The 22,256-nt window shown below is 63.2% G+C and carries 19 protein-coding genes; 15 read left to right on the top strand and 4 right to left on the bottom strand.

The genetic code is table 11. The features are described 5' to 3' along the window. The 9 genes from ccmB to smc are packed head-to-tail and all read left to right on the top strand — an operon-like array spanning position 1 to position 10,055. Positions 1 to 735 carry a heme exporter protein CcmB gene (gene ccmB / locus KVY02_RS14220; protein ID WP_026001814.1) on the top strand — a complete coding sequence of 245 codons (735 nt, stop codon included), beginning with the start codon at positions 1 to 3 and terminating at the stop codon, positions 733 to 735. 14 nt (positions 736 to 749) lie between these two features. Continuing rightward, entirely contained in the window at positions 750 to 1,493 is a 744-nt protein-coding gene (locus KVY02_RS14215) for a heme ABC transporter permease (protein WP_016914828.1), read from the top strand. Continuing rightward, positions 1,490 to 1,744: a heme exporter protein CcmD gene (gene ccmD / locus KVY02_RS14210; RefSeq protein ID WP_218313760.1), complete on the top strand. Its 255-nt coding sequence runs from the start codon at positions 1,490 to 1,492 to the stop codon at positions 1,742 to 1,744. The genes KVY02_RS14215 and ccmD overlap by 4 nt, the downstream gene beginning before the upstream one ends. After that, entirely contained in the window at positions 1,734 to 2,243 is a 510-nt protein-coding gene (gene ccmE / locus KVY02_RS14205; RefSeq protein ID WP_096922367.1) for a cytochrome c maturation protein CcmE, read from the top strand. The genes ccmD and ccmE overlap by 11 nt, the downstream gene beginning before the upstream one ends. A 51-nt stretch (positions 2,244 to 2,294) precedes the next feature. Next, entirely contained in the window at positions 2,295 to 4,295 is a 2,001-nt protein-coding gene (locus KVY02_RS14200; RefSeq protein ID WP_305729925.1) for a heme lyase CcmF/NrfE family subunit, read from the top strand. After that, positions 4,292 to 4,819: a DsbE family thiol:disulfide interchange protein gene (locus KVY02_RS14195; RefSeq protein WP_218313759.1), complete on the top strand. Its 528-nt coding sequence runs from the start codon at positions 4,292 to 4,294 to the stop codon at positions 4,817 to 4,819. Before KVY02_RS14200 ends, KVY02_RS14195 begins: the two co-directional genes overlap by 4 nt. Next, on the top strand, positions 4,810 to 5,280 hold the full coding sequence (locus tag KVY02_RS14190) for a cytochrome c-type biogenesis protein (protein ID WP_218313758.1): 471 nt from the start codon (positions 4,810 to 4,812) through the stop codon (positions 5,278 to 5,280). Before KVY02_RS14195 ends, KVY02_RS14190 begins: the two co-directional genes overlap by 10 nt. Beyond that, positions 5,277 to 6,524, top strand: a complete 1,248-nt coding sequence (ccmI, locus tag KVY02_RS14185) for a c-type cytochrome biogenesis protein CcmI (RefSeq protein ID WP_218313757.1) — start codon at positions 5,277 to 5,279, stop codon at positions 6,522 to 6,524. Before KVY02_RS14190 ends, ccmI begins: the two co-directional genes overlap by 4 nt. 33 nt (positions 6,525 to 6,557) lie before the next feature. After that, positions 6,558 to 10,055: a chromosome segregation protein SMC gene (smc, locus tag KVY02_RS14180; RefSeq protein ID WP_218313756.1), complete on the top strand. Its 3,498-nt coding sequence runs from the start codon at positions 6,558 to 6,560 to the stop codon at positions 10,053 to 10,055. Here smc and KVY02_RS14175 read toward each other — a convergent pair. Next, a complete protein-coding gene (locus tag KVY02_RS14175) occupies positions 10,052 to 11,221 on the bottom strand; it encodes a mandelate racemase/muconate lactonizing enzyme family protein (RefSeq protein ID WP_218313755.1) in 1,170 nt (389 codons plus the stop codon). The genes smc and KVY02_RS14175 overlap by 4 nt on opposite strands. Before the next feature lie 102 nt (positions 11,222 to 11,323). Between KVY02_RS14175 and KVY02_RS14170 the strand changes: the two genes are divergently transcribed. The 4 genes from KVY02_RS14170 (at position 11,324) to KVY02_RS14155 (ending at position 17,020) form a co-directional block, all read left to right on the top strand. Beyond that, positions 11,324 to 12,232 carry a LysR family transcriptional regulator gene (locus tag KVY02_RS14170; RefSeq protein ID WP_081195359.1) on the top strand — a complete coding sequence of 303 codons (909 nt, stop codon included), beginning with the start codon at positions 11,324 to 11,326 and terminating at the stop codon, positions 12,230 to 12,232. Between the two features lie 212 nt (positions 12,233 to 12,444). Next, entirely contained in the window at positions 12,445 to 14,607 is a 2,163-nt protein-coding gene (gene zipA, locus KVY02_RS14165; RefSeq protein WP_218313754.1) for a cell division protein ZipA, read from the top strand. Positions 14,608 to 14,714: 107 nt separating this feature from the next. Beyond that, positions 14,715 to 16,751 carry an NAD-dependent DNA ligase LigA gene (ligA, locus tag KVY02_RS14160; protein WP_218313753.1) on the top strand — a complete coding sequence of 679 codons (2,037 nt, stop codon included), beginning with the start codon at positions 14,715 to 14,717 and terminating at the stop codon, positions 16,749 to 16,751. Further along, complete coding sequence (locus tag KVY02_RS14155) at positions 16,748 to 17,020, top strand: YheU family protein (protein WP_016914817.1); 273 nt, start codon at positions 16,748 to 16,750, stop codon at positions 17,018 to 17,020. Before ligA ends, KVY02_RS14155 begins: the two co-directional genes overlap by 4 nt. On the opposite strand, the gene mnmC is transcribed toward KVY02_RS14155, so the two are convergent. Together mnmC and KVY02_RS14145 are read right to left on the bottom strand one after the other, a co-directional pair. Beyond that, a complete protein-coding gene (gene mnmC, locus KVY02_RS14150) occupies positions 17,014 to 18,984 on the bottom strand; it encodes a bifunctional tRNA (5-methylaminomethyl-2-thiouridine)(34)-methyltransferase MnmD/FAD-dependent 5-carboxymethylaminomethyl-2-thiouridine(34) oxidoreductase MnmC (RefSeq protein WP_256357611.1) in 1,971 nt (656 codons plus the stop codon). The two genes, KVY02_RS14155 and mnmC, sit on opposite strands and share 7 nt — an antisense overlap. 207 nt (positions 18,985 to 19,191) lie before the next feature. Next, positions 19,192 to 19,491, bottom strand: coding sequence for a YciI family protein (locus tag KVY02_RS14145; protein ID WP_016914815.1), 300 nt, complete (start codon positions 19,489 to 19,491; stop codon positions 19,192 to 19,194). Between the two features lie 142 nt (positions 19,492 to 19,633). On the opposite strand from KVY02_RS14145, the gene KVY02_RS14140 reads away from it, so the two are divergent. Next, the gene (locus KVY02_RS14140) at positions 19,634 to 20,572 is read left to right on the top strand and encodes a PHP domain-containing protein (RefSeq protein WP_016914814.1); all 939 of its coding nucleotides are present in this window, start codon (positions 19,634 to 19,636) and stop codon (positions 20,570 to 20,572) included. 81 nt (positions 20,573 to 20,653) lie between these two features. Continuing rightward, the gene (locus KVY02_RS14135) at positions 20,654 to 21,274 is read left to right on the top strand and encodes an L-threonylcarbamoyladenylate synthase (protein WP_016914813.1); all 621 of its coding nucleotides are present in this window, start codon (positions 20,654 to 20,656) and stop codon (positions 21,272 to 21,274) included. Between the two features lie 71 nt (positions 21,275 to 21,345). On the opposite strand, the gene KVY02_RS14130 is transcribed toward KVY02_RS14135, so the two are convergent. Beyond that, a complete protein-coding gene (locus KVY02_RS14130) occupies positions 21,346 to 22,236 on the bottom strand; it encodes an ion transporter (protein ID WP_016914812.1) in 891 nt (296 codons plus the stop codon). Positions 22,237 to 22,256 lie beyond the last annotated feature (20 nt).

Here is a 22,256-nt window from a genome sequence, read left to right as displayed (position 1 = left end):
TTGCAACGTTCACACGCTCTATCGAGTGCCCCTGAGGTGGTCCTGCATACCCCGCAGGGGGGGCTTGGAGTGGCCATTCATGCCACGCTCAAGCGCGACCTGACGCTGATGTTGCGGCGCAAGGGTGAGGTGCTCAACCCGCTGGTGTTTTTTGCACTGGTCATCACGCTGTTTCCCATTGGCATCTCGCCAGACCCTGTCTTGCTGGCCAGCATTGCGCCGGGACTGCTGTGGGTAGCGGCGTTGCTGGCGGCCCTGCTGTCACTGGATGGTCTGTTTCGCAGCGATTTCGAAGACGGCAGCCTGGAGCAGCTGCTGTTGGCCCCCCAGCCGCTGGCGGCGCTGGGGCTTGCCAAGGTGGCCGTGCACTGGCTGTTGACCGGGCTGCCGCTAGCGCTCATGGCGCCGGTGTTGGGCATCATGCTGTCGCTACCAGCAGGCAGCTACGGGGTGCTGGCGCTGTCGTTGGCGCTGGGCACCGCGAGCTTGAGCCTGATAGGGGCCATTGGCGCGGCGTTGACCGTGGGGCTGGCCAAGGGCGGGGTACTGCTGTCCCTGCTGGTACTGCCGCTGTATATCCCGGTTCTGATTTTTGGGGCGGGCGCGGTACAGGCCGCCATTCTGGGTGATGGGATGGCCGCTCACCTGGCCATACTGGGGGCGCTGCTGGCGGTGTCGCTCATGCTGGCACCTTGGGCGATTGCCGCGTCGCTACGCATCAGTATTAACGGTTAAAGGATGGGAAGACCATGTGGGGCTTTATAAATAAACTGCGATCTCCCAAGTGGTTTTATGCGATCAGTGCCAAGCTACAGCCCTGGTTCTGGGTGGCAGCCGCGCTGTTGCTGGCCGTGGGCACCGTATGGGGACTGGTGTTCGCCCCGGCCGACTACCAGCAGGGCAACAGTTTTCGCATCATCTATGTGCATGTGCCTGCTGCGTTTCTGGCCCAGTCCATCTTTGTCTCCATGGCTATCTCCGGGCTGGTGTTCATGGTCTGGAAAATCAAGGTCGCCGACATGTTGGCCACCGTGATTGCGCCGCTGGGTGCCGCCATGACCTTCATCGCGCTGTTTTCCGGCGCCGTCTGGGGCGTGCCCACCTGGGGCACCTGGTGGATGTGGGATGCTCGGCTCACCTCGATGCTGATCCTGCTGTTCCTCTATCTTGGGGTCATCGCCCTGCGTGGCGCCTTCACCAGCCGTGACAGCGGGTCGCGGGCAGCTTCCGTGCTGGCCATGGTGGGTGTGATCAATATTCCGATCATCAAATACTCCGTCGATTGGTGGTACACCCTGCACCAGCCCGCTACGTTCACCATCACCGGGCGCGCGGCCATGCCCATGGAAATGTGGGCACCGCTGCTGATCATGGTGCTGGGCTTCTACAGCTTTTTTATCGCGCTTGCCTTGATGCGTACCCGCAGTGAAATTCTGCGCAGGGAAGCCAACAAGCGCTGGGTGCGTGAACTCGCCGAGGAGGTGAGCCAGTGACCTTTGCCTCGCTGAACGAATTCTTTGCCATGGGCGGCCACGGTCTCTATGTGTGGGCCGCCTGGGGCGTAACTGCGCTTCTGATGTTAGGGATCCTGCTGCATGCTCGCCTGGAGCGGCGCCAGTTGATCAAGGGAGTCAAACGCCGCATGCGTCGTGAAAAAGCGCAGCGCACGGCTTCCCCCTACGGCGCTACGGCTGCGCAGAACCCGGTTAACTCTGCTCAAGGGGATGTTCGCAATGACGCCTAAACGCAAGCAAAAGCTGTTTATCTTTCTGGGCCTGGTCTCGCTGACCGCCATCGCCGTGGGGCTCACGCTGTATGCGCTGCGCGCCAACATCAACCTGTTCTTCAGCCCGGTACAAATCGCCCAGGGGGATGCCCCTCTGGACCGCCAGATTCGTGCCGGTGGCATGGTCCGAGAAGGCTCGGTACTGCGTGACCCCGACAGCCTCGACGTAGCGTTCACGGTGACCGACTACGTGGACGATGTCGAGGTCTACTACAGCGGCATCCTGCCCGACCTGTTCCGTGAAGGGCAGGGCGTGGTAGTGGTGGGCCAGCTGCAGGCCGATGGACGACTCTACGCCGATAAAGTGCTGGCGCGTCACGACGAAAACTACATGCCGCCGGAAGTCGCCCAGGCACTGAAAGAAGCGGGCTACTCGCCCGCTGATTTCCAGGCCAAGGCTGCCGAAGTGGGTAAGCGCCTGGAGCAGCAGGGCGTTTCACAAGCAAGCGATTACTAACGGCTTACCCCTGCAACATTCGGTAATGCCTAATGCCAATGCGGAGCGCTCATGCTGATTAAAATGATTCCTGAAATTGGCCACTTTGCGCTGGTTATCGCGCTATTGATGGCGATCGTGCAGGCCGTGATGCCGCTGCTGGGAGCCGCTACCCGCCGCCCCCTGTGGATGGCCTATGGTTACCCCATGGCAACCGGCCAGTTCCTGTTCGTGGCCATTGCCTACCTGTGCTTGACCACCAGCTACATGCTGGATGATTTCAGCGTGGCCAACGTGGCCAACAACTCCAACTCCCTGCTGCCCTGGTACTACAAGTTCAGCGCCGTCTGGGGCAACCATGAAGGTTCGGTCCTGCTCTGGAGCCTGATGCTGGCAGGCTGGGGCTATGCGGCTTCGGTGTTCTCCAAGGAGTTGCCTCGGGACATGGTGGCTCGGGTGCAGAGCGTCATGGGCATGGTGTGTGTCGGCTTCCTGTTGTTCATCCTGATGACCTCCAACCCCTTCGAGCGGCTGCTGCCCAACATGCCCGCCGACGGCGCTGACCTGAATCCGCTGCTGCAGGACTTCGGCCTGATCGTCCACCCGCCGATGCTTTACATGGGCTACGTGGGCTTTTCGGTGGTGTTTGCGTTTGCCATTGCGGCGCTGCTGGGGGGGCGTCTGGATGCCGCCTGGACCCGCTGGGCGCGCCCCTGGACCAACATTGCCTGGGCGTTTTTGACCGTGGGCATCGCGCTGGGTAGCTGGTGGGCCTATTACGAGCTTGGCTGGGGCGGCTGGTGGTTCTGGGACCCGGTGGAGAACGCTTCGCTGCTGCCCTGGCTGACGGGCACGGCGCTGGTGCACTCGCTGGCGGTGACCGAGAAGCGCGGCTCGTTCAAGAGCTGGACCGTGCTGCTGGCCATCTCGACCTTCTCGCTCTCCTTGCTGGGTACGTTCCTGGTGCGTTCGGGCGTGCTCACCTCGGTCCACGCATTTGCCAACGACCCGTCCCGTGGCTTCTTCATCCTGATGTTGCTGGCCATCACGGTCACCCTGTCGCTGCTGGTATTTGCCCTGCGTGCTCCGCGGGTCAGCCACAAGGTGGGCTTCAACTGGCTTTCTCGGGACTCCTTGCTGCTGATCAACAATATCCTGCTGGTCATCATGACCGTGACGGTACTGCTGGGCACCGTGTATCCGCTGATTCTGGATTCGCTGGGGCTGGGCAAGATCAGCGTCGGGCCTCCCTACTTCAATGCCCTGTTCGTTCCGCTGACCGTGGTGATGTGTATCTTCATGGGCCTTGGCCCGCTGGCCCGCTGGAAGAGCATGAGCGGCAAGGAGCTGTGGCGCAAACTGTGGCTGGCGGGCGCAGCTTCGCTGGCGCTGGGCATCGCCATGCCGCTGGTGTATGGCCGTGAATGGAACCTGTGGGTAGCGCTGGGCATCATTTCGGCGCTGTGGATCGTGCTGCCCATGGTGCGCGACCTGTTCGACAAGACACGCCACGCCAGTTCGTTCGTGGCGGGCCTGCGCAAGCTGTCGCTCTCCTATTGGGGCATGGTGCTGGGCCATCTGGGCGTGGCGGTCACCATCGTGGGCGTGGCCGTGGTGTCGAACTACAACATCGAGCGTAACGTGCGCATGTCGCCGGGTACGACGGTGGAAGTTGCCGGGTACCAGTTCACCATGACCGAACTGACCAATCGTCGTGGCCCCAACTTCCTGGCCGATACCTCGATCATTCAGGTTCAGCGCGGTGAAGAAGGACGCAGCTTCGTCATGCGGCCGGAAAAACGCCTCTACCTGGCCACCGGCATGCCCATGACCCAGGTAGCGCTGCGCCCCGGTTTCTTCCGTGACCTCTACGTGGCCATGGGCGAAGACCTGGGCGATGGCAGCTACGCCATGCGCGTGCAATACAAGCCCTTCGTGCGCTGGCTATGGCTGGGTGGCCTGCTGATGGCCTTCGGCGGTCTGCTGGCCGTCATCGACAAGCGCTACCGCCGAGTCAGCGTACGCCAACCTGAGACTGCCCGAGCCCAGCCCGCTCAGGAGGCGCCGGTATGACGCGACGTTTGCTACTGTTACTGCTGCCCATCGGTTTCCTGGGCATTGCGCTGTTTCTCTATCAAGGGTTGGGGCAGGACCCTTCCCAGCGGGATTCGGCCCTCATGGCGCGGGAGTTTCCTGAGTTTCAGGCCACTACCTTGCGTGACGCCGAACGCCAGGTCGACCAGTCGCTGTTCATCGGCGAAGTGACGCTGGTCAACGTCTGGGGTGAGTGGTGCCCGGCCTGCAAGCAAGAGATGCCGCAGCTGCTGTCACTGGCGGATCAGGGTATCCGCATGGTGGGCATCAACTATCGGGATACCCGCGAGAAAGGCCTGGAGTTTTTGACCGAATTCGGCGACCCCTTCGAGATCAACATCTTTGACCCGGATGGCAGCCTTGGTTTCGACCTGGGCGTGTACGGCGCGCCGGAAACCTTTCTGGTGGATGCCGAGGGCGTGATCCGCTATCACCACAAGGGCTATGTCTCCCCGGAAGATGTCCGTGACCGTATCCTGCCGGAGGTAGAAAAATGGCGATAATTCGTTGGATAGTGACGGCCATGCTGCTGGCCACCGCCGGTAGCGTCATGGCCGGCGGAATCGAAGTGCGCGAGTTCGATGATCCGGTACTGGAAAAGCGCTACCGCGACCTGACCGCCTCCATGCGCTGCCCGCTGTGTGAAAACCAGGCCATCGACGACTCCGATGCGCCCATTTCGGCGGACATGCGCGAGCGCGTCTACGTGCTGCTGAACGAAGGCCGCGCCGATATCGAAATCATTAACCACATGGTGCAGCGTTTCGGCGATTACATTCTCTACAACCCGCGCTTGGAGAACCGCACCTATTTGCTGTGGGGGTTGCCCATCGTTCTGGTGGTGATTGGCCTGGTGGTCGTCATCATGGTGGTGCGTGCCCGCCGCAACGCCTCTGCCAAGGCCCTGAGCGCAGAAGAACGCGCCCGCCTGAATGCCCTGATTAACCGCGAGAGGTCGTCATGACACCGGTCTGGATTGCGATTGCTTTACTGCTGATACCTGCGCTGTGGCTGCTGGTGGCACCCATGCGCGGCGCTCGCACGCTGCGTGACCAGTTGGAAACCTTCGAGGCCAACGACACCACGGCCGAGCAGAACGTGGCGATTTTTCAGCGCCGTCTGGCCTCGCTGGATGCCGCCCGGGATCGGGGAGACATCGACGACGCTCGCTATCAGGAAGATCGCCTGGAGCTGGAGCGTAGCCTGCTGGAAGACACCGTCGTCGAGACCCGTCGGCCGCTGAAGTCTGCCAGTGCTGGCCGCCTGATGGTGCCGCTGGTGATGGTGGCCGTGGTCGGTGCCAGCACGTTCTGGTACCAGCAGTATGGTGCCGAAGGCGACCTGACGCTGTACGCCATCCAGCAGGAAGTGCGTCAGCACCCTGAAGGCTCGCTGAGCATGTTCACCGAGCGGATGGAAGCCGAAGCCGAGCGCCAGCCCAACAACCCCAACGTGTGGAGCGCGCTGTTTCCCATTTATCGCGACACCGGCCAGACCGATAAGGCCGTGGATGCGCTGGAACGTTTGCTGGATATCGATGGGCGTATCCCGCCGCTGTTGGCACAAATGGCACAGCTGCAGTTCTTCATGGCCGAGCGTCAGTTGACGCCGGAAGTGCAGGCGCTGGTAGATGAAACGCTGGCGCTCGACCCACGCCAGCCCACGGTGCTGGGCCTGCTGGGCATTCACGCCTTCGATAGTGGTGATTACGAAACGGCCATCGACCGCTGGCGCCGAGCCGTGGCCAACATCGAAAATCCGGAAACGGCGGCCTCCCTGCGCGACGGTATCCGTGTAGCTCAGGAGCGGATGGGTGTCGTGCCGGAAAGCGCCGATGCCGAGGCTGCACAGAGCCAGGGTATACGGGTGAATGTCTCGCTGGACGCCGAGCTGGAAGGCAGTGTCAGTGATGACGCCACGGTGTTCATTACCGCTCGCGATATGGATGGCGAGCTGCCACCGCTGGCGGTGATTCGTGCCCAGGTCGCGGAGCTGCCGATGACGGTAGTGCTGGATGATACGGCGGCCATGTCGGCGGACGCCCAGATCTCCCAGGTGCGTGAAGCGCGCCTGATGGTGCGCGTATCGCCCTCGGGCCAGGCTACACCGCAACCCGGGGACCTGTTCGGTGACCTGGAGAGCGTCACCGTAGGCCCGATCAGCGATGATCAAGCAGCCGAGGTGGTCATCAACCGCGTTTTTGAGTAACCTCCGCGACTTTCGCTGCAGGAAAGGATCACAATGCGCTTAACCTCCATTCGTCTTGTCGGGTTCAAGTCCTTTGTCGATCCGGTCACCGTCCCCTTCGATGGCAATATGACCGCCATCGTGGGGCCCAACGGGTGCGGCAAGTCCAATATCATCGACGCCGTGCGCTGGGTCATGGGCGAGTCGTCTGCCAAGACCCTGCGCGGCGAATCCATGGCCGACGTGATCTTCAACGGCTCGACGGGGCGCAAGCCCGTCGGGCAGGCCTCTATCGAACTCAAGTTCGACAACCGCGACGGCGGCATGGGCGGTGTCTATGCCCAGTACGCTGAAATTGCCGTCAAGCGCCTGGTCACCCGAGACGGGCAGTCCAACTACTTCTTCAACGGCCAGAAGTGCCGCCGCCGGGACATCGCCGACCTGTTCATGGGGACCGGCCTCGGCCCGCGTTCGTACGCCATCATCGGCCAGGGCATGATTTCGCGGCTCATCGAAGCGCGCCCCGACGACCTGCGTGCCACCCTCGAAGAGGCTGCCGGTATCTCCAAGTACAAGGAGCGTCGCCGGGAAACCGAAAACCGCATGCGCCGGACCCAGGAGAACCTGGAGCGACTGGACGACATCCGCGACGAGCTGGACAAGCAGCTGGAGCGCCTCAAACGCCAGGCCGAAGCCGCCAAACGCTATCAGGAACTCAAACAGCAGGAGTATCGCCTCAAAGGCGAGCTGGCGCTGCTGCGTGGGCGCACCCTGCGTGCCGAGCAGTCGCATCAGGAAAGCCGGGTGCGCGAGCTGGAAATTGCCGTCGAGAAAGACGTGTTCGGCGTGCGCCAGTGCGAGACCCGGCTGGAGCAGGCCCGCGAACAGCATGACGAGCTGGCCGATGTGCTGGAGCGTCACCAGCAGCAGTTTTTCGAGACCACCACCCGCATCGCCCGGCTGGAACAGGACCAGGCCCACCGTCGCAGCCGTGAAGCGCAGCTGGCCAGCGACATCGCCACGGCCCGCCGCGACCTGGATGAGCAGCGGCTGGTCAGCGAAGGCGACCGCGAGCGACTGTTCGCCATCGACGAACGCCTGGAAGACGTACTGCCCGAATACGAAGCCCTCGAAGAGCAGCTGGCGGAGCTGGAAGAGACCCTGGCGTCGGCCAGCCCCGCCCTGGAGGCCGCCGAGCAGCAGTGGAGCGATGCCGAAAATCGCTGGCGCGAAGCCAGCCGCGATGCCGACCGCCGCCAGGATCAGCTGCGTGATCTGGAGCAGCGAATTGCCCGCCTTCAGGCCGAAGGCCAGCGCCGCCGCCAGCAGCGCGGCGAGCTGGCCGACATGGCCGCCCTGCGCCAGGAGCACGCCGAGCATCACGCTCGGTTGACCGAGGCCGACCAGCGCGCCGCCACGTTCCAGAGCCAGCGCGAGCAGTGGCAGCAGCGCTTCAGCGATGCCAAGGCGGCTTACCAGCAGGCCCAGCAAGCGCGAGACCAGCAGCGTCAGGCGCTCAGCCAGCAGCAGGGCGAGTTGGCATCGCTGCAAGCATTGATCGATGCCGCCCTGGCGGACCACGACCCTCAATCTGGTGAGGCGCTGGCAGCATACGGTTTGGCCGAGGCACCGCGGTTGGGCGAGGCCATCGACGTGTCGGCGGGCTGGGAGCGAGTGATCTCCTGGCTGTTGGCCCCCTGGCTCAACGCGCGGCTGGTGGCTACCCAACAGCTGCAGGCGCTACCCGAAGCACTGGCCACCGACTGGTGCCTGATCGACCAGGCGCTGCCCGCCGGGCTGCCCAATACGGGCCAGCGGCTGCACACACTGGTCACTGGGGCAGGGGCCTTGAGCGAGTGGTTGGCGAGCATTCACTTCGTCGACAGCGCGGATGACATTGAGGCGCTGCTACCCAGCCTGGCCAAGGGTGAAAGCGTGGTCAGCCGCGATGGCGTCTGGCGTGGGCGGGGGTGGCTGCATCAGCAGGCCAACGGTGAAGGCGTGGATGCTCTGCTGGTGACCCGCCGCCGCTTCACCGAGCTGGCCGAGCAGCGCGCCCAGGCCGAAGAGGCGCTGGCGCTGCTCGATGCGCAGTGCGACACGGCCAGCGAGGCGCTGGACGCGCTGGAGGAGCAGCGCGAGCAGCAGGCCGAGCAGGAGCGTGATCACGCCAGCGCCCGCCAACAGCTGGCCATCCAGGAGCAGCGCCTGGCCCAGCGGCTGGAGCATCTGCAAGGCCGTGCCGCCGAGCTGGACGATGAGCTGGCCCGGCTGCAAGAGGATGAGGCGGAGTTAACGCTTACTTTGGAAGAGCAGCGTGCCCGCTGGCACACCGCCATGGAGCAGCTGGAAGCCGCCTCCGAAGCCCGAGAAACCAGCGCCGAGCAGCGCCATCAACAGCGTGAGCAGCGCGAGCGGCTCAATCAGCAGCACGCCCCGCTCAAGGCACGGCAACAGGCGCTGGCGCTAGAGCGAGAAAGGTTGAAGGCCGAGCGTGACAGCCTTCAAGCCCAGCAGGCCCGCTCCAGCGATAGCGAGGCGCGGCTGACCCTGCGCATTGCCGAGCTGGAAGAGTCCCGGGAAATGCTGGTAGAGCCGGATGAACTCGCCAGCGAAGAGTTGGAAGAGCTGCTGCATCAGCGCGAGCAGCAGGAGCGCCGCCTGAACGAGACGCGCCAGCAGGCCCAGGCCCTGGCCGAGCAGCTGCGCAATGACGAGCTGGCCCGCCAACAGCACGAGCGCAATCTGGAGCAGAGTCGCGAACAGCTACAGCAGCGGCGCATGGATGTGCAGGCGCTGGCGCTCAAGGCGGCCACCCAGGACGAGCAGCTGGCGGAGCTGGGACACAATGCCGATGAACTGGCCGAGACGCTGCCCCAGGACGCCAGCGAACCCACCTGGCAGGAGCGGCTGGAGAATACCTCCGAGAAGATTCGTCGCCTGGGCGCCATCAACCTGGCGGCCATCGAAGAGTATGACCAGCAGGCGGAGCGGCGTAACTACCTGGAAGCCCAGCATGCAGAGCTCAGCGAAGCGCTGGAGACCCTGGAGCGCGCCATCAAGCGCATCGACCAGGAAACCCGGGTGCGCTTCAAGGAAACCTTCGAACAGGTCAATACCGGGCTGCAAACCCTGTTCCCCCGCGTGTTCGGTGGCGGGGCTGCCTGGCTGACCCTGACAGGAGATGACCTGCTGGAAACCGGTGTGGCGATCATGGCACGCCCACCGGGCAAGAAGAACAGCACCATTCATCTGCTGTCCGGTGGCGAAAAAGCGCTCACGGCGCTGTCGCTGGTGTTTGCCATCTTCCAACTCAACCCCGCGCCGTTCTGTATGCTCGACGAGGTAGACGCGCCGCTGGACGATGCCAACGTGGGGCGCTACGCCAAGCTGGTCAAGGAGATGTCGGAGAACGTCCAGTTCATCTACATCACCCACAACAAGATTGCCATGGAAGCCGCCGAGCGCCTGATGGGGGTGACCATGCAGGAGCCCGGCGTCTCGCGGCTGGTGTCGGTGGGCATCGACGAAGCCGCCGCGCTGGTGGATTAGCCTTCGCCCAGCTCCCGCATCACCGCGTACAGCGCCGATTTTGCTTCGAAACCCACGCCGGGAATGTCCGGTAACCCCACGTAGCCATTCTCGACGCGAATGCCGTCGGCAAAGCCACCGAAGGGCTGGAAAACATCCGGGTAGGACTCGTTGCCTCCCAGGTGCAGCCCCGCCGCGATATTCAGCGACATTTGGTGGCCACCGTGAGGCACCACACGGCGTGAGGACCAGCCAAGCTCATCCATGACTTGCAGCGTGCGCATGTACTCCACCAAGCCATAAGAAAGCGCGCAGTCGAACTGCACGAAATCTCGGTCTGGGCGCATGCCGCCATGACGGAGCAGGTTGCGCGCATCTTGATGGGAGAACAGGTTTTCGCCGGTGGCCATGGGCAGGCTGTAATGGTTGGCCAGTTCCGCCTGCAGCGCGTAATCCAGCGGGTCTCCGGCCTCTTCGTACCAGAACAGTCGGTAAGGCTTCATTGCCTCGGCGTAGGCAATGGCCGTTGGCTGGTCGAAGCGCCCGTTGGCATCGACCGCCAAGCGGCTGCCATCGCCCACCACCTCCAGCACGGCCTCGATACGGCGCAGGTCTTCATCCAGAGAGGCCGCGCCAATTTTCATCTTCACTACCTCGTAACCGCGGTCCAGGTAGCTACGCATCTCATCTTGCAGTTTGGAATGGTCTTTGCCGGGGTAGTAATAGCCTCCTGCTGCATAGACCCACACATTGTCATCGGCCTGCCCGCCGCGATACCGTTCGGCCAGCAGACGATATAGCGGCTTGCCCTCGATTTTCGCGACGGCATCCCAGATGGCCATGTCGATCGTGCCTACCGCCACGGAACGCTCGCCGTGGCCGCCTGGCTTCTCGTTGGTCATCAGGGTTTTCCAGATCGCGAACGGGTCCAGGTTGTCGTTCGCATGGTCGATCAGGCTGTCCGGGTCGGCCTCCTTGATGCGATCCAGGAAACGGTCGCGCATCAGTGCACCCTGGCCATAGCGTCCGTTGGAGTTGAATCCGTAGCCAATCACAGGCTTACCGTCACGGATGACGTCGGTGACGACCGCCACCACCGAACAGGTCATCCTGGAAAAGTCGATGTATGCATTGGCGATGGGGGAGGCGATAGAGACGGTTTTCTCACGAATTTCCAGAATACGCATGGCTGGCTCCTCAAACAGTGGTCGCCTCACCATAGGGGGTGACAGTGGCGGCTGACTAATGCTATTAGTCAGCTACCCCATGCTGAAATGGCATTGCCCGAGATGGAACTGAACTGGTTGGAAGACTTCAATGCCCTGGCCGAACACGGCAGTTTCATCCGTGCCGCCCAGGCGCGCCATGTGACGCAACCCGCGTTCAGCCGCCGAATCAGAGCGCTGGAGCAGTGGATGGGGGTGGCTCTTTTCGTGCGCACGCCCCAAGGCACCACGTTGACCGAGGCGGGCCAGCATATTCAGGCTAGTGTCATCGATGCCGCAGGGCGACTCTATCGTTTACGCAGTGAAGCCCAGGAAGTTGCCCAGCGCGCGACGGCGGCGCTCCAGTTTGCGGCCACTCATTCACTCTCGTTTACTTTCTTTCCGCGTTGGATACGCCAACAAGAGCAAAGTGCCGCGCTGCATGCCGTACAACTTCACTCCGATAGCATGGCCAACTGCGAGCAGCTCTTACTGCGCGGAACGGCACAGTTTTTATTGAGCCATCGAGACCCCGCCGTCGACTCGCCTCTGGAAGCGAAGCACTTCGAGAGTCTCACCGTCGGTCAGGATCGATTGATTCCTCTGGTGGGGCGCGAGCTGGGGCTTGGCGCGGCTTCCTCGTTTTTTCCTTATTTAGCGTACACTGACGCCTCGGGGCTAGGGCGCATTTTGCGCCATCGTCTGGGTCAGCGGCAGCCAGCCACACTCTCTTCCCAGGCCCATTTCAGCAGCCATCTGGCCGCCGTGCTGATGTCCATGGCCATCGAGAACAAGGGGTTGGCCTGGCTGCCTGAAAGTCTTTCCGAACAAGAAGTTGCGGAAGGGCGCTTGGTGCGTGCGCTGCCCCCGGAATGGGATGTGCCGGTGGCTATCCAGCTAACACGACCACGCCAGTTGGCCAGTACCTTTGCCAGCTCGTTTTGGCAAACGCTGGTGGCTACTCAGACAGGCAAGAACACGACAGCCTCATAGCGGCACTTTATGAGCTTGATAAGGTCTGTGGATTGGCTTAAAAAACGTATATGCCAGTTTAAAAGTGCAAATGCCTGCAAAAAGTGGCCCTTTTTGTAATAATCGCGCTATGCTAGGCATTAAACGTATATTGATCAGAAGGTCCCCCATATTTGGGTGCTGCGCATGCGCTGCATCTTGTAACCGGTTAGTTGACCCATGGAATGCTCGACATGGAATTAAGAGAGTGGTTAATCATTCTAGGACTGGCTCTGGTATCGCTCATCGTCGTTGATGGTGTGCGAAGGCTTCAACGTCAACGTCGTGTTCCGCAGCTGGATCAGGCTGGCAAGGATCTGCCCGCCGTCAAGCCGGAAGAGTTGAGTGACGAGGCCAGAGAAGCTGAAATCAACTGGGAGCTGCCCAACGGCGGTGCGCGGGTGGTCAAACCTGCCGATTACAGCGGCCTGGGCCAAAAGCCCAAATTAAAGCGTCAGGAGCACCCCGGGCCTTCAAAAGTCCTTTCTGACTTCCGCCGCTCGTTTGCCCAATCCGTTACTGCAAACGCCAGGTCGTTTACTTCGAAGTCTGCCAAACCTGCCGTGGCCCAATCCGAACCGACAACGGGTGAGACAGCCAGGCACAGTGAGCCCCTGAAAATGCCGTCTCGGGCCGAGCCGCCGATGGCTCCATCGTCCGTTACTGCATCTGCTGCACAGAGTGCCATGCCCGAGGCCGCCGACACTGTTTCTCAAGAGACCCCACATAGTGAGCCCCGTCGTGAACCCAGCCTGTTTGCGGCTCAGCCTGTGGCCCCGCAGGACACCACCGTTTCCGCTGCTGCCCCCGTTGAGCCAGCCACTGAACCAGCCACTCAGCAGCAGCCTTCACCGGAAACGGCGGCTCCCACGGTTTCCGAGCCTGCTGCCGCATCCGTGCCAACCGCTCGCGTGGAAGCCCCCGCGGCGTCTGCCGTAAGTAAAGCAGCGGTTAGCGAAGCACCTGCCAGTGAAGCACCTGCCAGTGACGCAGCCGCTAGTATGGATGCACCCGACCAGTCAGCGGCCAGCGACGACGTCACCGTATCCGCACCTTCCAGTGAGCGCGTGGCTGCCAAAGACGTGACGAATCAGAACGACGTGACGAACCAGAAAGCCACGGCCGATCAGACAGTCGCGGCGAACCCTGAAAGCGACGAGCCCGTTCTGTCAGCCGGTGACACGACAGAAAGCACGCCGCTGAGCGCCGTGGAGCCAGAGCCCGATGCCGAGCCGGTGCTGCGCGCCGAGCCGGAAGATGCCGTCTTTGCCAAGACCTCCGAGACGCCGAGACGCCGCCAGCTGCGCTCGGATATCGTAGGTGATGTGGACGAGCTGGACGACGACGAGGTAGATCGTTACCGCTTGGTCGATTTCGAAGGCATTGGCCGCTCCTTCAAGCGCCGTATTATCGAGCGTCGCAAACAGAAAGCGATCAAGAAAGCCGAAAAAGCCAAGCGCGCCGAAGCGCTGGCCAAGCAGAAAGCCGAGCGCAAAGCGTTGGAAGCCGAGCAGCGCCGCGTGGCCAGGGAAGCGGCAGAAGCAGAGAAAGCGCGCATCGCACAGGAAAAAGCCCAGGCCCGCGAGTTAGCGGCGACGGAAGCTGCCGCCAAACGCACTACGCGTGGCAAGGCTCCGGCTCTGGACAGCTACGAGGCTGCCGAGCGCTTCGATGCACCGCTTAGCGCCCATGATGATGCCTCGCCGCGCTATGATGCTCATTATGCCGACGATGCTCATTATGCCGATAGCGCCGCCGAGACAGGTTACGACGCTGCTTACGCGGATATCGACGCGGGCTACGATGAGTCCTACGAGGCTCGGGACAGCGTGGTACGCGCCCACCCGACGCTGGAGAAGGCGCTGCGTCACGACGTCAACGGCGAGCACGCACGAGAAACTCTGGCAGATGCCGAAGAGATGATCGTCATCAGCGTGCTGTCTCGCGACCCGGAAGGGTTCGATGGCAGCAAGCTGCTGGAACTGATGATGGCGTGTGGCCTGCGTTACAGCCGTACCATGGGTGTCTTCCACCGGTTTGAAACCGAAAGCGAGGAAAGCGAGCTGCAGTTCTCCATGGTGAACGTGCTGAAGCCCGGCACTTTCCCCATCGAAGAGATGGACGAGTTCGTCACCCCGGGCATCACCTTCCTGATGCCGCTGCCCGGTGCGCTGGATAGCGCCGCCGCCTTCGAAGCCATGGTGGAAACCGCCATGGTGGTGGTGCGCCACATGGGCGGCGAATTGAAAGACGAGAACCGCAGCGTCATGACGGCACAAACCATCGAGTTTGCCCGCCAGCGGGTGCGCGATTTCGAGCGGCGCCATCGGCTGCATCGCCAGCTACAGGCACGCTAAACGTTTTTGTCATACCCACACCCGCCTTCCACCCGAAGGCGGGTGTTTTTGTTACGACCGCATTGATGATTCACTGACCCCTTTTTCATTTGTTTCGGAATGTCCGCATGAGTTCGCTAGACCCCGCCCTGCTGGAAGAGATTGGCCAACTGCGCGCTGATCTGGATGACGCCAATTATCGCTACTATGTGCTGGACGAGCCAACGCTGACCGATGCCGACTACGACCGCAAGCTGCAACGTTTGCAGCAGATCGAGGCAGAACACCCTGACCTGATATCACCAGATTCGCCCACCCAGCGAGTGGGCGCGGCCCCAGCGGAAGGCTTTTCGGAAGTGGCCCATGCCATTCCCATGCTGTCGCTGGACAACGCCTTCAGCCGGGAAGACATCGTGGCCTTCGCCCAGCGGGTGGCCGAGCGCCTGGAGTGCCAGCCCGAGGAGATCGAGTTCAGCTGCGAACCCAAGCTGGATGGCGCAGCGGTCTCGCTGGTGTACGAACAGGGTGTGCTGGTCAGCGGGGCAACGCGTGGCGATGGGCGTACGGGCGAGGGTATTACCTCCAACCTGCGCACCTTGCGCTCGGTGCCGCTCAAGCTGATGGGCGGCACGTTGCCCGAGCTGGTGGAGGTGCGTGGCGAGGTCATCATGCGCCACGCCGGGTTCGAAGCGCTGAACCAGCGTGCCCGAGACGAGGGCAGCAAGGTGTTTGCCAACCCGCGTAACGCGGCAGCAGGCAGCCTGCGCCAACTCGACCCGCGCATCACTGCAACGCGACCGCTGGAGTTCCACGCCTATCAGGCCGCGCGGTTGGAGCCCGATATGGGCGATACCACCCACAGCGCCTTGATGGTCAGGCTCTCCCAGCTGGGGTTCAAAACCAGCACCGAGCTGAGCGTGTTGCAAGGGCCAGACGCCGTGGCCGACTACTGTGAACGGCTGGGCGAAAAGCGTGACCAGCTGGGCTACGACATCGACGGCGTGGTGATCAAGGTCAACGACCTGCGCCACCAGCGGGAGCTGGGCTTCGTGGCCCGCGCGCCACGCTGGGCGGTGGCCTTCAAGTTCCCTGCCCAGGAAGAAGTCACGCTGCTCAACGACGTGGAGTTTCAGGTAGGCCGTACCGGCGCGATTACCCCGGTGGCACGGCTGGAGCCGGTCACGGTGGCGGGGGTGACGGTGTCCAACGCCACGCTGCACAATGCCGATGAGATCGAGCGCCTGGGCGTCATGATTGGCGACACCGTGGCCATTCGCCGGGCGGGGGACGTGATTCCTCAAGTGGTGCGTGTCGATGTCGAGAAGCGCCCAGCCGAAGCCCGCGCCATTGTATTCCCTGACCAGTGCCCGGTGTGCGGCTCAGAAGTCGAGCGCCTGGAAGGCGAGGCGGTGGCCCGCTGTTCCGGCGGCCTCTACTGCGCAGCCCAGCGCAAGGAAGCGCTCAAGCACTTTGCCAGCCGCAAGGCCATGGACATCGACGGCCTGGGGGAGAAACTGATCGAGCAACTGGTCGAGCAGGATTGGGTCAAGACCCCCGCCGAGCTGTTCCACCTGACCGTCGAGCAGCTCAAAAGCCTGCCGCGCATGGGGGAAAAGTCCGCCACCAACCTGGTCAATGCGCTGGAAAAAGCCAAGCAGACCACGCTGCCACGGTTCATTTACGCACTGGGCATTCGTGAAGTGGGCGAAGCCACCGCTGCCAACGTGGCCAACCACTTTGGCACGCTGCAAGCCCTTCAGGAGGCCGACACGCCCGCGCTGGAAGCGGTCAACGACGTAGGGCCCATCGTGGCGAAACACATCCATACCTTTTTCCGGCAGCCGCACAACCTCGACACCCTGGATGCGCTGATTGCGGCGGGGGTCGTCTGGCAGGAAACCGAGGTGGCCCAGGGGCCCAGGCCGCTGGAAGGCCAGTCCTGGGTGCTAACCGGCGCCATGGAGAGCATGACCCGTGATGAGGGCAAGGCGCGTTTGCAGGCGCTGGGGGCCAAAGTGGCGGGCAGCGTGTCCAAAAAGACCACCTGCCTGGTGGCCGGTGAGGCCGCGGGCAGCAAGCTCACCAAAGCCGAGGAACTAGGCGTCGAAGTGATCGACGAAGCCACCTTTATCGAGCGTTTGAACGCGTGGGAGCAGAGCGAATGAGCCGTTTCATAGAAGTCCCCGCCCGCATGCTGCCGCCCGAGACGCTGGATGCGCTGCTGGAAGCGTTCGTGACCCGCCAGGGCTACGACACCACCGATACCGGCGAAGGCATGCGCGGCTGGGTCGCCGAGGTCAAGCGGCAGCTGGAGCGTCACGAGCTGATCATCGCCCATGACCTGGAGCTGGAAATGACTGAAGTGATGACGCTCGCCCAATGGCGTGCCTTTGGGCGAGAGCTGGCCGATGACGAGGAAGAAGGCGATTACTGAGCGCGGATCAGCGCACTGATCAGGCGCCTTCCCGGGTGCAGGTGGTCCACCAGCGGCTGCTCCAGAGGGAGCGGCTCATCGCACAGGCTGGAAGCCAGCACTTCGGCGCACAGCGGCGCGCTGGCCAGCCCACGAGAGCCGTGGGCAGTGGAGATCCACAGCCCGCCATGGTGTTGGCCTTGGGTCTTCGGCACCTTCGAGGCATCCTTGGCCAGCGCCGCGTAGGCCGTGCGCCACGCCGCCGCGTCGGGCACTGGCCCGGCATAGGGTGTCTTGTCGGGGCTGGCGGCGCGCACGGCGGCTCGGCCCGTCAAGGCGCTGGGTGTCAGCGGGCCTGTGGCGGCCTCCAGCGCCGCGACCCAGTCAGGCAAGGCCTGGCGCAACTCGTCGAGATTGCGCTGATGGTCTGCGTCGGCGGTGTGGGTGGTGGCATCGTTGGGCACGAAGCTGGCGCCGAAGGTGAGCACGCCCTCCAGCGGCGGCGAGACATAGCCCCCCGCACACACCACGCGCTGCGGAGCCGCCGTGCCCTCCGGCAGCGGCAGTTCGCTCACCTGGCCACGCACCTGCTGCAGCGGCAGCTCCGCCGTCTGGGCGAAACCGTTGGCCAATGACGCCGTGGCAATTACCACTTGGTCGGCGGCCAGGGTGTCGCCGTTGGCCAGGGTAATCTGCCAGCCCGCTGGCGTGGCGTGCAGCGCCGTGGCTTCCCCGTGGCGCAGGGTAATGCCGGGGTGTTGCAGCAGTTGCTCGCACAGCCGTTTGGGCTGTACCCATCCCGCCTGTGGGTAAAAAAGGCCCTGTGCCGCTGCCGTGGGCACTCCGGCCAGCGCGTCGGGGGCCTCGCTGGCCGCGACCAGCGTTTCCGGCAGCGGGTGGTGGGCCATGAAGCGCTGCTGGCGGCTGGCCTCTTTCTCGCTCAAGGCCAGCTGCACCACGCCGCAGGGCTGCCAGAGCGGCGGCTGCTGTGGCCCCGCGGCCGCGAGTTGGCCCAGCCAGCGCTGGCTGTAGAGCAGCCCCGCCAAGTAGAAGCGGCTCTGCAAGTTGGTTTCCACCGCAAGCTTCACGTACAGCGCCCCCTGCCGATTACCCGACCCGCCCGCGCCGGGCTGCTCACGCTCCAGCACCGTTACCTGGCGGCCGCGCCGTGCCAAGGCTGCCGCCACGCTGCTCCCGGCCATGCCTGCGCCAATCACCACGATGTGCTGTGAGCGAAGGGTGGGCGGTGGCGTAAACCACGGCGTCCGCTGGCGGCGGTTGTCCACAGGCGGTGTGGCAATACTGCCGGCCAGCATTTCCCGCTTGCGACCGAAGCCAGGCACCTTCTGCCAGGCGAAGCCTGCAGCTTTCAGGCCGCGCTTGACGATCCCCGCGCAGGTGAAGGTGGCAAAGGTGGCCCCGGGCCGCGAACGGGCCGCCATGGCAGCAAACAGCTCGGGCTGCCACATCTCAGGGTTTTTGGAAGGAGCAAAGCCATCCAGGAACCAGGCATCCACCTGGCCTTGCAAGGCTTCCAGCCGTTCGGTGGTGTCGCCAAAGTGCAGGTCCAGGGTGACGCGTTCGCTCAGGTGCAAACGGTGAACGCCGCTGACGGGATCGGGCCACAGGGCGCAGAGCGCCTGTGAATAACTGGCCAACGATGGCCAGGCGCTCAGGGCACGCGCCAGGGCTGTGTGGCCTAACGGGAATTTTTCGGTAGAGAGCAGGTGCAGCCGTGCCCCTGGTGGGGCGTGGCGTTCGAAGCAGGCCCAGGCACACAGCATGTTCAGCCCGGTGCCAAAGCCGGTTTCTCCAATCACGAATGCCCGGGGTGCCTGCCACTCGGCAAACCGCTGGGGCAGGTGGTTGGCCGCCAGAAAGACGTGTTCGGTTTCCGCGCGACCGTCCTCCCGGGAAAAATAGACGTCACCGAAGGCATCAGAGTGCGGGGCATCGTCGTTCCAGGAGAGCGTCGGGGCGGTCATGGCCGCCAGCGGGGGCAGGTCAGTGGGGCGCTGGGTCACGCGAATATCCGTGGTGGTCGAAGGGTGAACGAAGGTGGTCAAAAAGTGATCAATTTGTTCGGCAGGGCGCTATCTCTGGCTTATAGAAAAGCGTCCGCCGTGTTTTCACAGAGTTTTCCACAGGCTCTGTGAAAAAGCAGGCGGACCCTCCACAGTCGCCCTTGTGGGTCAAGGCAAAACTTTCTTGAACGGCTTAACAATTACCTTGGCATAGACCCCGGCAATGATGTAAGGGTCGGCATCCGCCCACGCCTTGGCCGCTTCCAGGCTGTCGAATTCGGCCACCACCAGGCTGCCGCTAAAGCCCGCTTCGCCGGGGTTGTCGGTGTCGATGGCCGGGTGGGGGCCAGCCAATACCAGACGGCCTTCGTCACGCAGCGCTTCCAGCCGTGCCAGGTGGTCCGGGCGGGCGGCCAGTCGGCGCTCTAGGCTATTGGCCACATCTTCACTGATAATTGCATACAGCATGGGGATAACTCCTTGAAGGCAGTGCGGTTGGGGAAGCCTTGCAATCGCTCCCGGCATTGACCGCGTGCTGGTTAACGCGCACCATGGCGAGCTGTTGTACCACACGCCTATTCTGACAAACTCGCCACACGGCGTCATGCTAATGCCACGACTTCCTGAAGCTTTTCCCCCTGCACTGCCCCGTGTGTTCGATGCCGATCAGCGCTACCCGGTCGATTTGCACATGCACTCTACCGCCTCGGATGGGGCGCTGCCGCCTGACGAGCTGGTGGCGCTATGTGCCGCCCGAGGCATGACGCACATTGCCCTCACCGACCACGACACCATGGACGGCACGGCAGAAGCCAGCCTGGCCGCCGAGCAGGCGGGCCTGTGTCTGGTGCCCGGCTGCGAGTTATCCACGCGCTGGCAGGGCATCGGTATTCACGTGGTGGCGTTGATGCCAGGCGGCTTGCAGGGAGCGCTGGTGGAGGGCCTGGAGCAGCAGCGCCAGGCGCGTATCCAGCGGGCTGAAGTGATTGCCGAGCGGCTGGAGAAAATGGGCCTGCCCGATGCGTTGGCCAAGGCCCGCGCCCAGGCAGGCAGCGACCGCCCGTTGGGGCGCCCGGATTTTGCCCGTGCCTTGGTGGCGGAAGGCGTGGTGGCCGACTGGGCCGGAGCCTTCAAGCGCTACCTGGGCAGCGGCAAGAAGGGCGATGTGAAAGCCCACTGGCCTGAAATTGCCGATGCCGTGGGCTGGGTGGTGGCGTCCGGCGGCGTCGCGGTGCTGGCCCACCCGCTGCGCTACGGGCTGACCCGGCGCAAGCGTGGCCTGTTGCTGGATGCTTTCACCGCCGCAGGGGGCGAGGCGGTCGAGCTGGTCAGCGGCCAGCAGAACCCGGACAGCACCCGTGACCTGGCGCGTCAGCTGGTGGAGCGCTCGCTGTACGCCTCGCTGGGCAGCGATTTTCACTTTCCCGGCAGCCACGCCGCCCCGGGCAGCATGAGCGTGGTGCCACGTACCGCCGCGCCGCCCATCTGGGAACACCCTCGGCTGGCGCACATGCGCGATGCCGCGCCGGGCATGCTGGCGGCTGGGTGATCACGCGCCGTATCGGCTAAGCTGTCGGTATCGCGCTAACCAATGTGCAACGAACGGACCGCCGAACGGCAGGAGCAAGCGATGAGCCAATATTTCCAGATTCACCCCGAGAACCCGCAGAAACGGCTGATCGATCAGGCCACCGAGATCATTCGCAAAGGGGGCGTGGTGGCGTACCCCACCGACTCCGGCTATGCGTTGGGCTGCCACCTGGGCGAAAAGAAGGCCATCGAGAAGATCAAATGGCTGCGCTCGCTGGACGACAAGCACAACTTTACCCTGATGTGTTCGGACCTTTCCGAGATCGGTACCTACGCCAAGGTAGACAACGCCGTGTTCCGGCTGCTGAAAGCCCACACGCCGGGGCCTTACACCTACATTCTGGATGCCACCACGGAAGTACCGCGTCTGCTGCTGCACCCCAAGCGCCGCTCGATAGGCGTACGCGTGCCGGACCACCGGATTACCCACGCCTTGCTGGAAGCGCTGGGTGAACCGCTGATGAGCGTGACGCTGATTCCGGTGGGGGAAACGCTGCCCATGAGCGACCCGGAAGAGATCCGCGAGCGCTTTGGGGCGCATCTGGATCTGATCATCGACGGCGGCGCTTGCCACCTGGACCCAACCAGCGTCATCGACCTGCGCGAACTGCCGCCGACCATCGTGCGGGAAGGGCGCGGCGACACCACGCCTTTCCAGTAGCGTTTCACTCGCTCTCTTTCACAAGCCCTCTTTCCTGCTAGCCATGACGCCAGCGCCTCCCGGCGCTGGCGTCATTGTTGGGGGGCTTCCTCGGGCGGTTCTTCCTTGGGCTTGCGCGGGTCTTCGCTCTCTTCGTCCAGCCAGGTGCCACAGCGCAGGCAGTAGCGGGCGCGCTTTTCGTGGCGGTCGTGGCCGCAGCCGGGGCAGGCTTCTTCCGAGTAGCGGTCTTCGCGGATGGAGCGGATCACCTGGGCCGAGAATACCCCGGTGGGCACGGCAATGATCGAGTAACCAATCAGCATCAGGATAACGGTGATGGCCTTGCCCAGCGGGGTGGCGGGCACAATGTCGCCGTAGCCCACCGTGGTCATGCTGACGATGGCCCAGTAAATGGAGATCGGGATGCTGGTGAAACCTGCCTCGTCGGACTCGATGGTGTACATCAGCGCGGCAAACAGCGTCACCAGCATCAGAATGCTGAAAAAGAACAGCAAAATCTGGCGCAGGCTGCGCTTCAGGGCATCCAGCAGCAGCCGGGCTTCGCCGACGAACTCCATCAGGCGCAGGATGCGGAAAATGCGCAGCACGCGCAGAATCCGCACGATCACCAGCGCATGGGCGCCGGGCAACAGCAGCACCAGCCAGGTGGGGATGATCGCAATCACATCGACCACCCCGTAAAAGCTCTTGAGATAGACGGTGGGCCGCTCCAGGCAGTAAAGGCGCACCAGCAACTCAAGGCTGAACAGCAGCGTGAACATCCACTCCATGTAGAAAAACAGCGTGTCGTAGCGCTGGGCGTACTGCTCTACGCTGCCCAGCAGAATCACCGCCACGCTCAGCAGGATGGCGATGATCAAGGCGATATCGAACGCTTTGGCCCCCGGGGTATCCGACTCGAAAATCACGTGGAATAACCGCGTGCGCAATCCTTCGGCACCGGGGCTGAGGTCAAAGCTCATGGTTTCGTCCTGAAATAAGC

The organism is Halomonas sp. 18071143, assembly GCF_019211725.1.
Classification (GTDB): domain Bacteria; phylum Pseudomonadota; class Gammaproteobacteria; order Pseudomonadales; family Halomonadaceae; genus Vreelandella; species Vreelandella stevensii.
The sequence above is the reverse complement of the archived record's forward strand: the minus strand, read 5'-3'. Positions and strand labels throughout refer to the sequence as shown.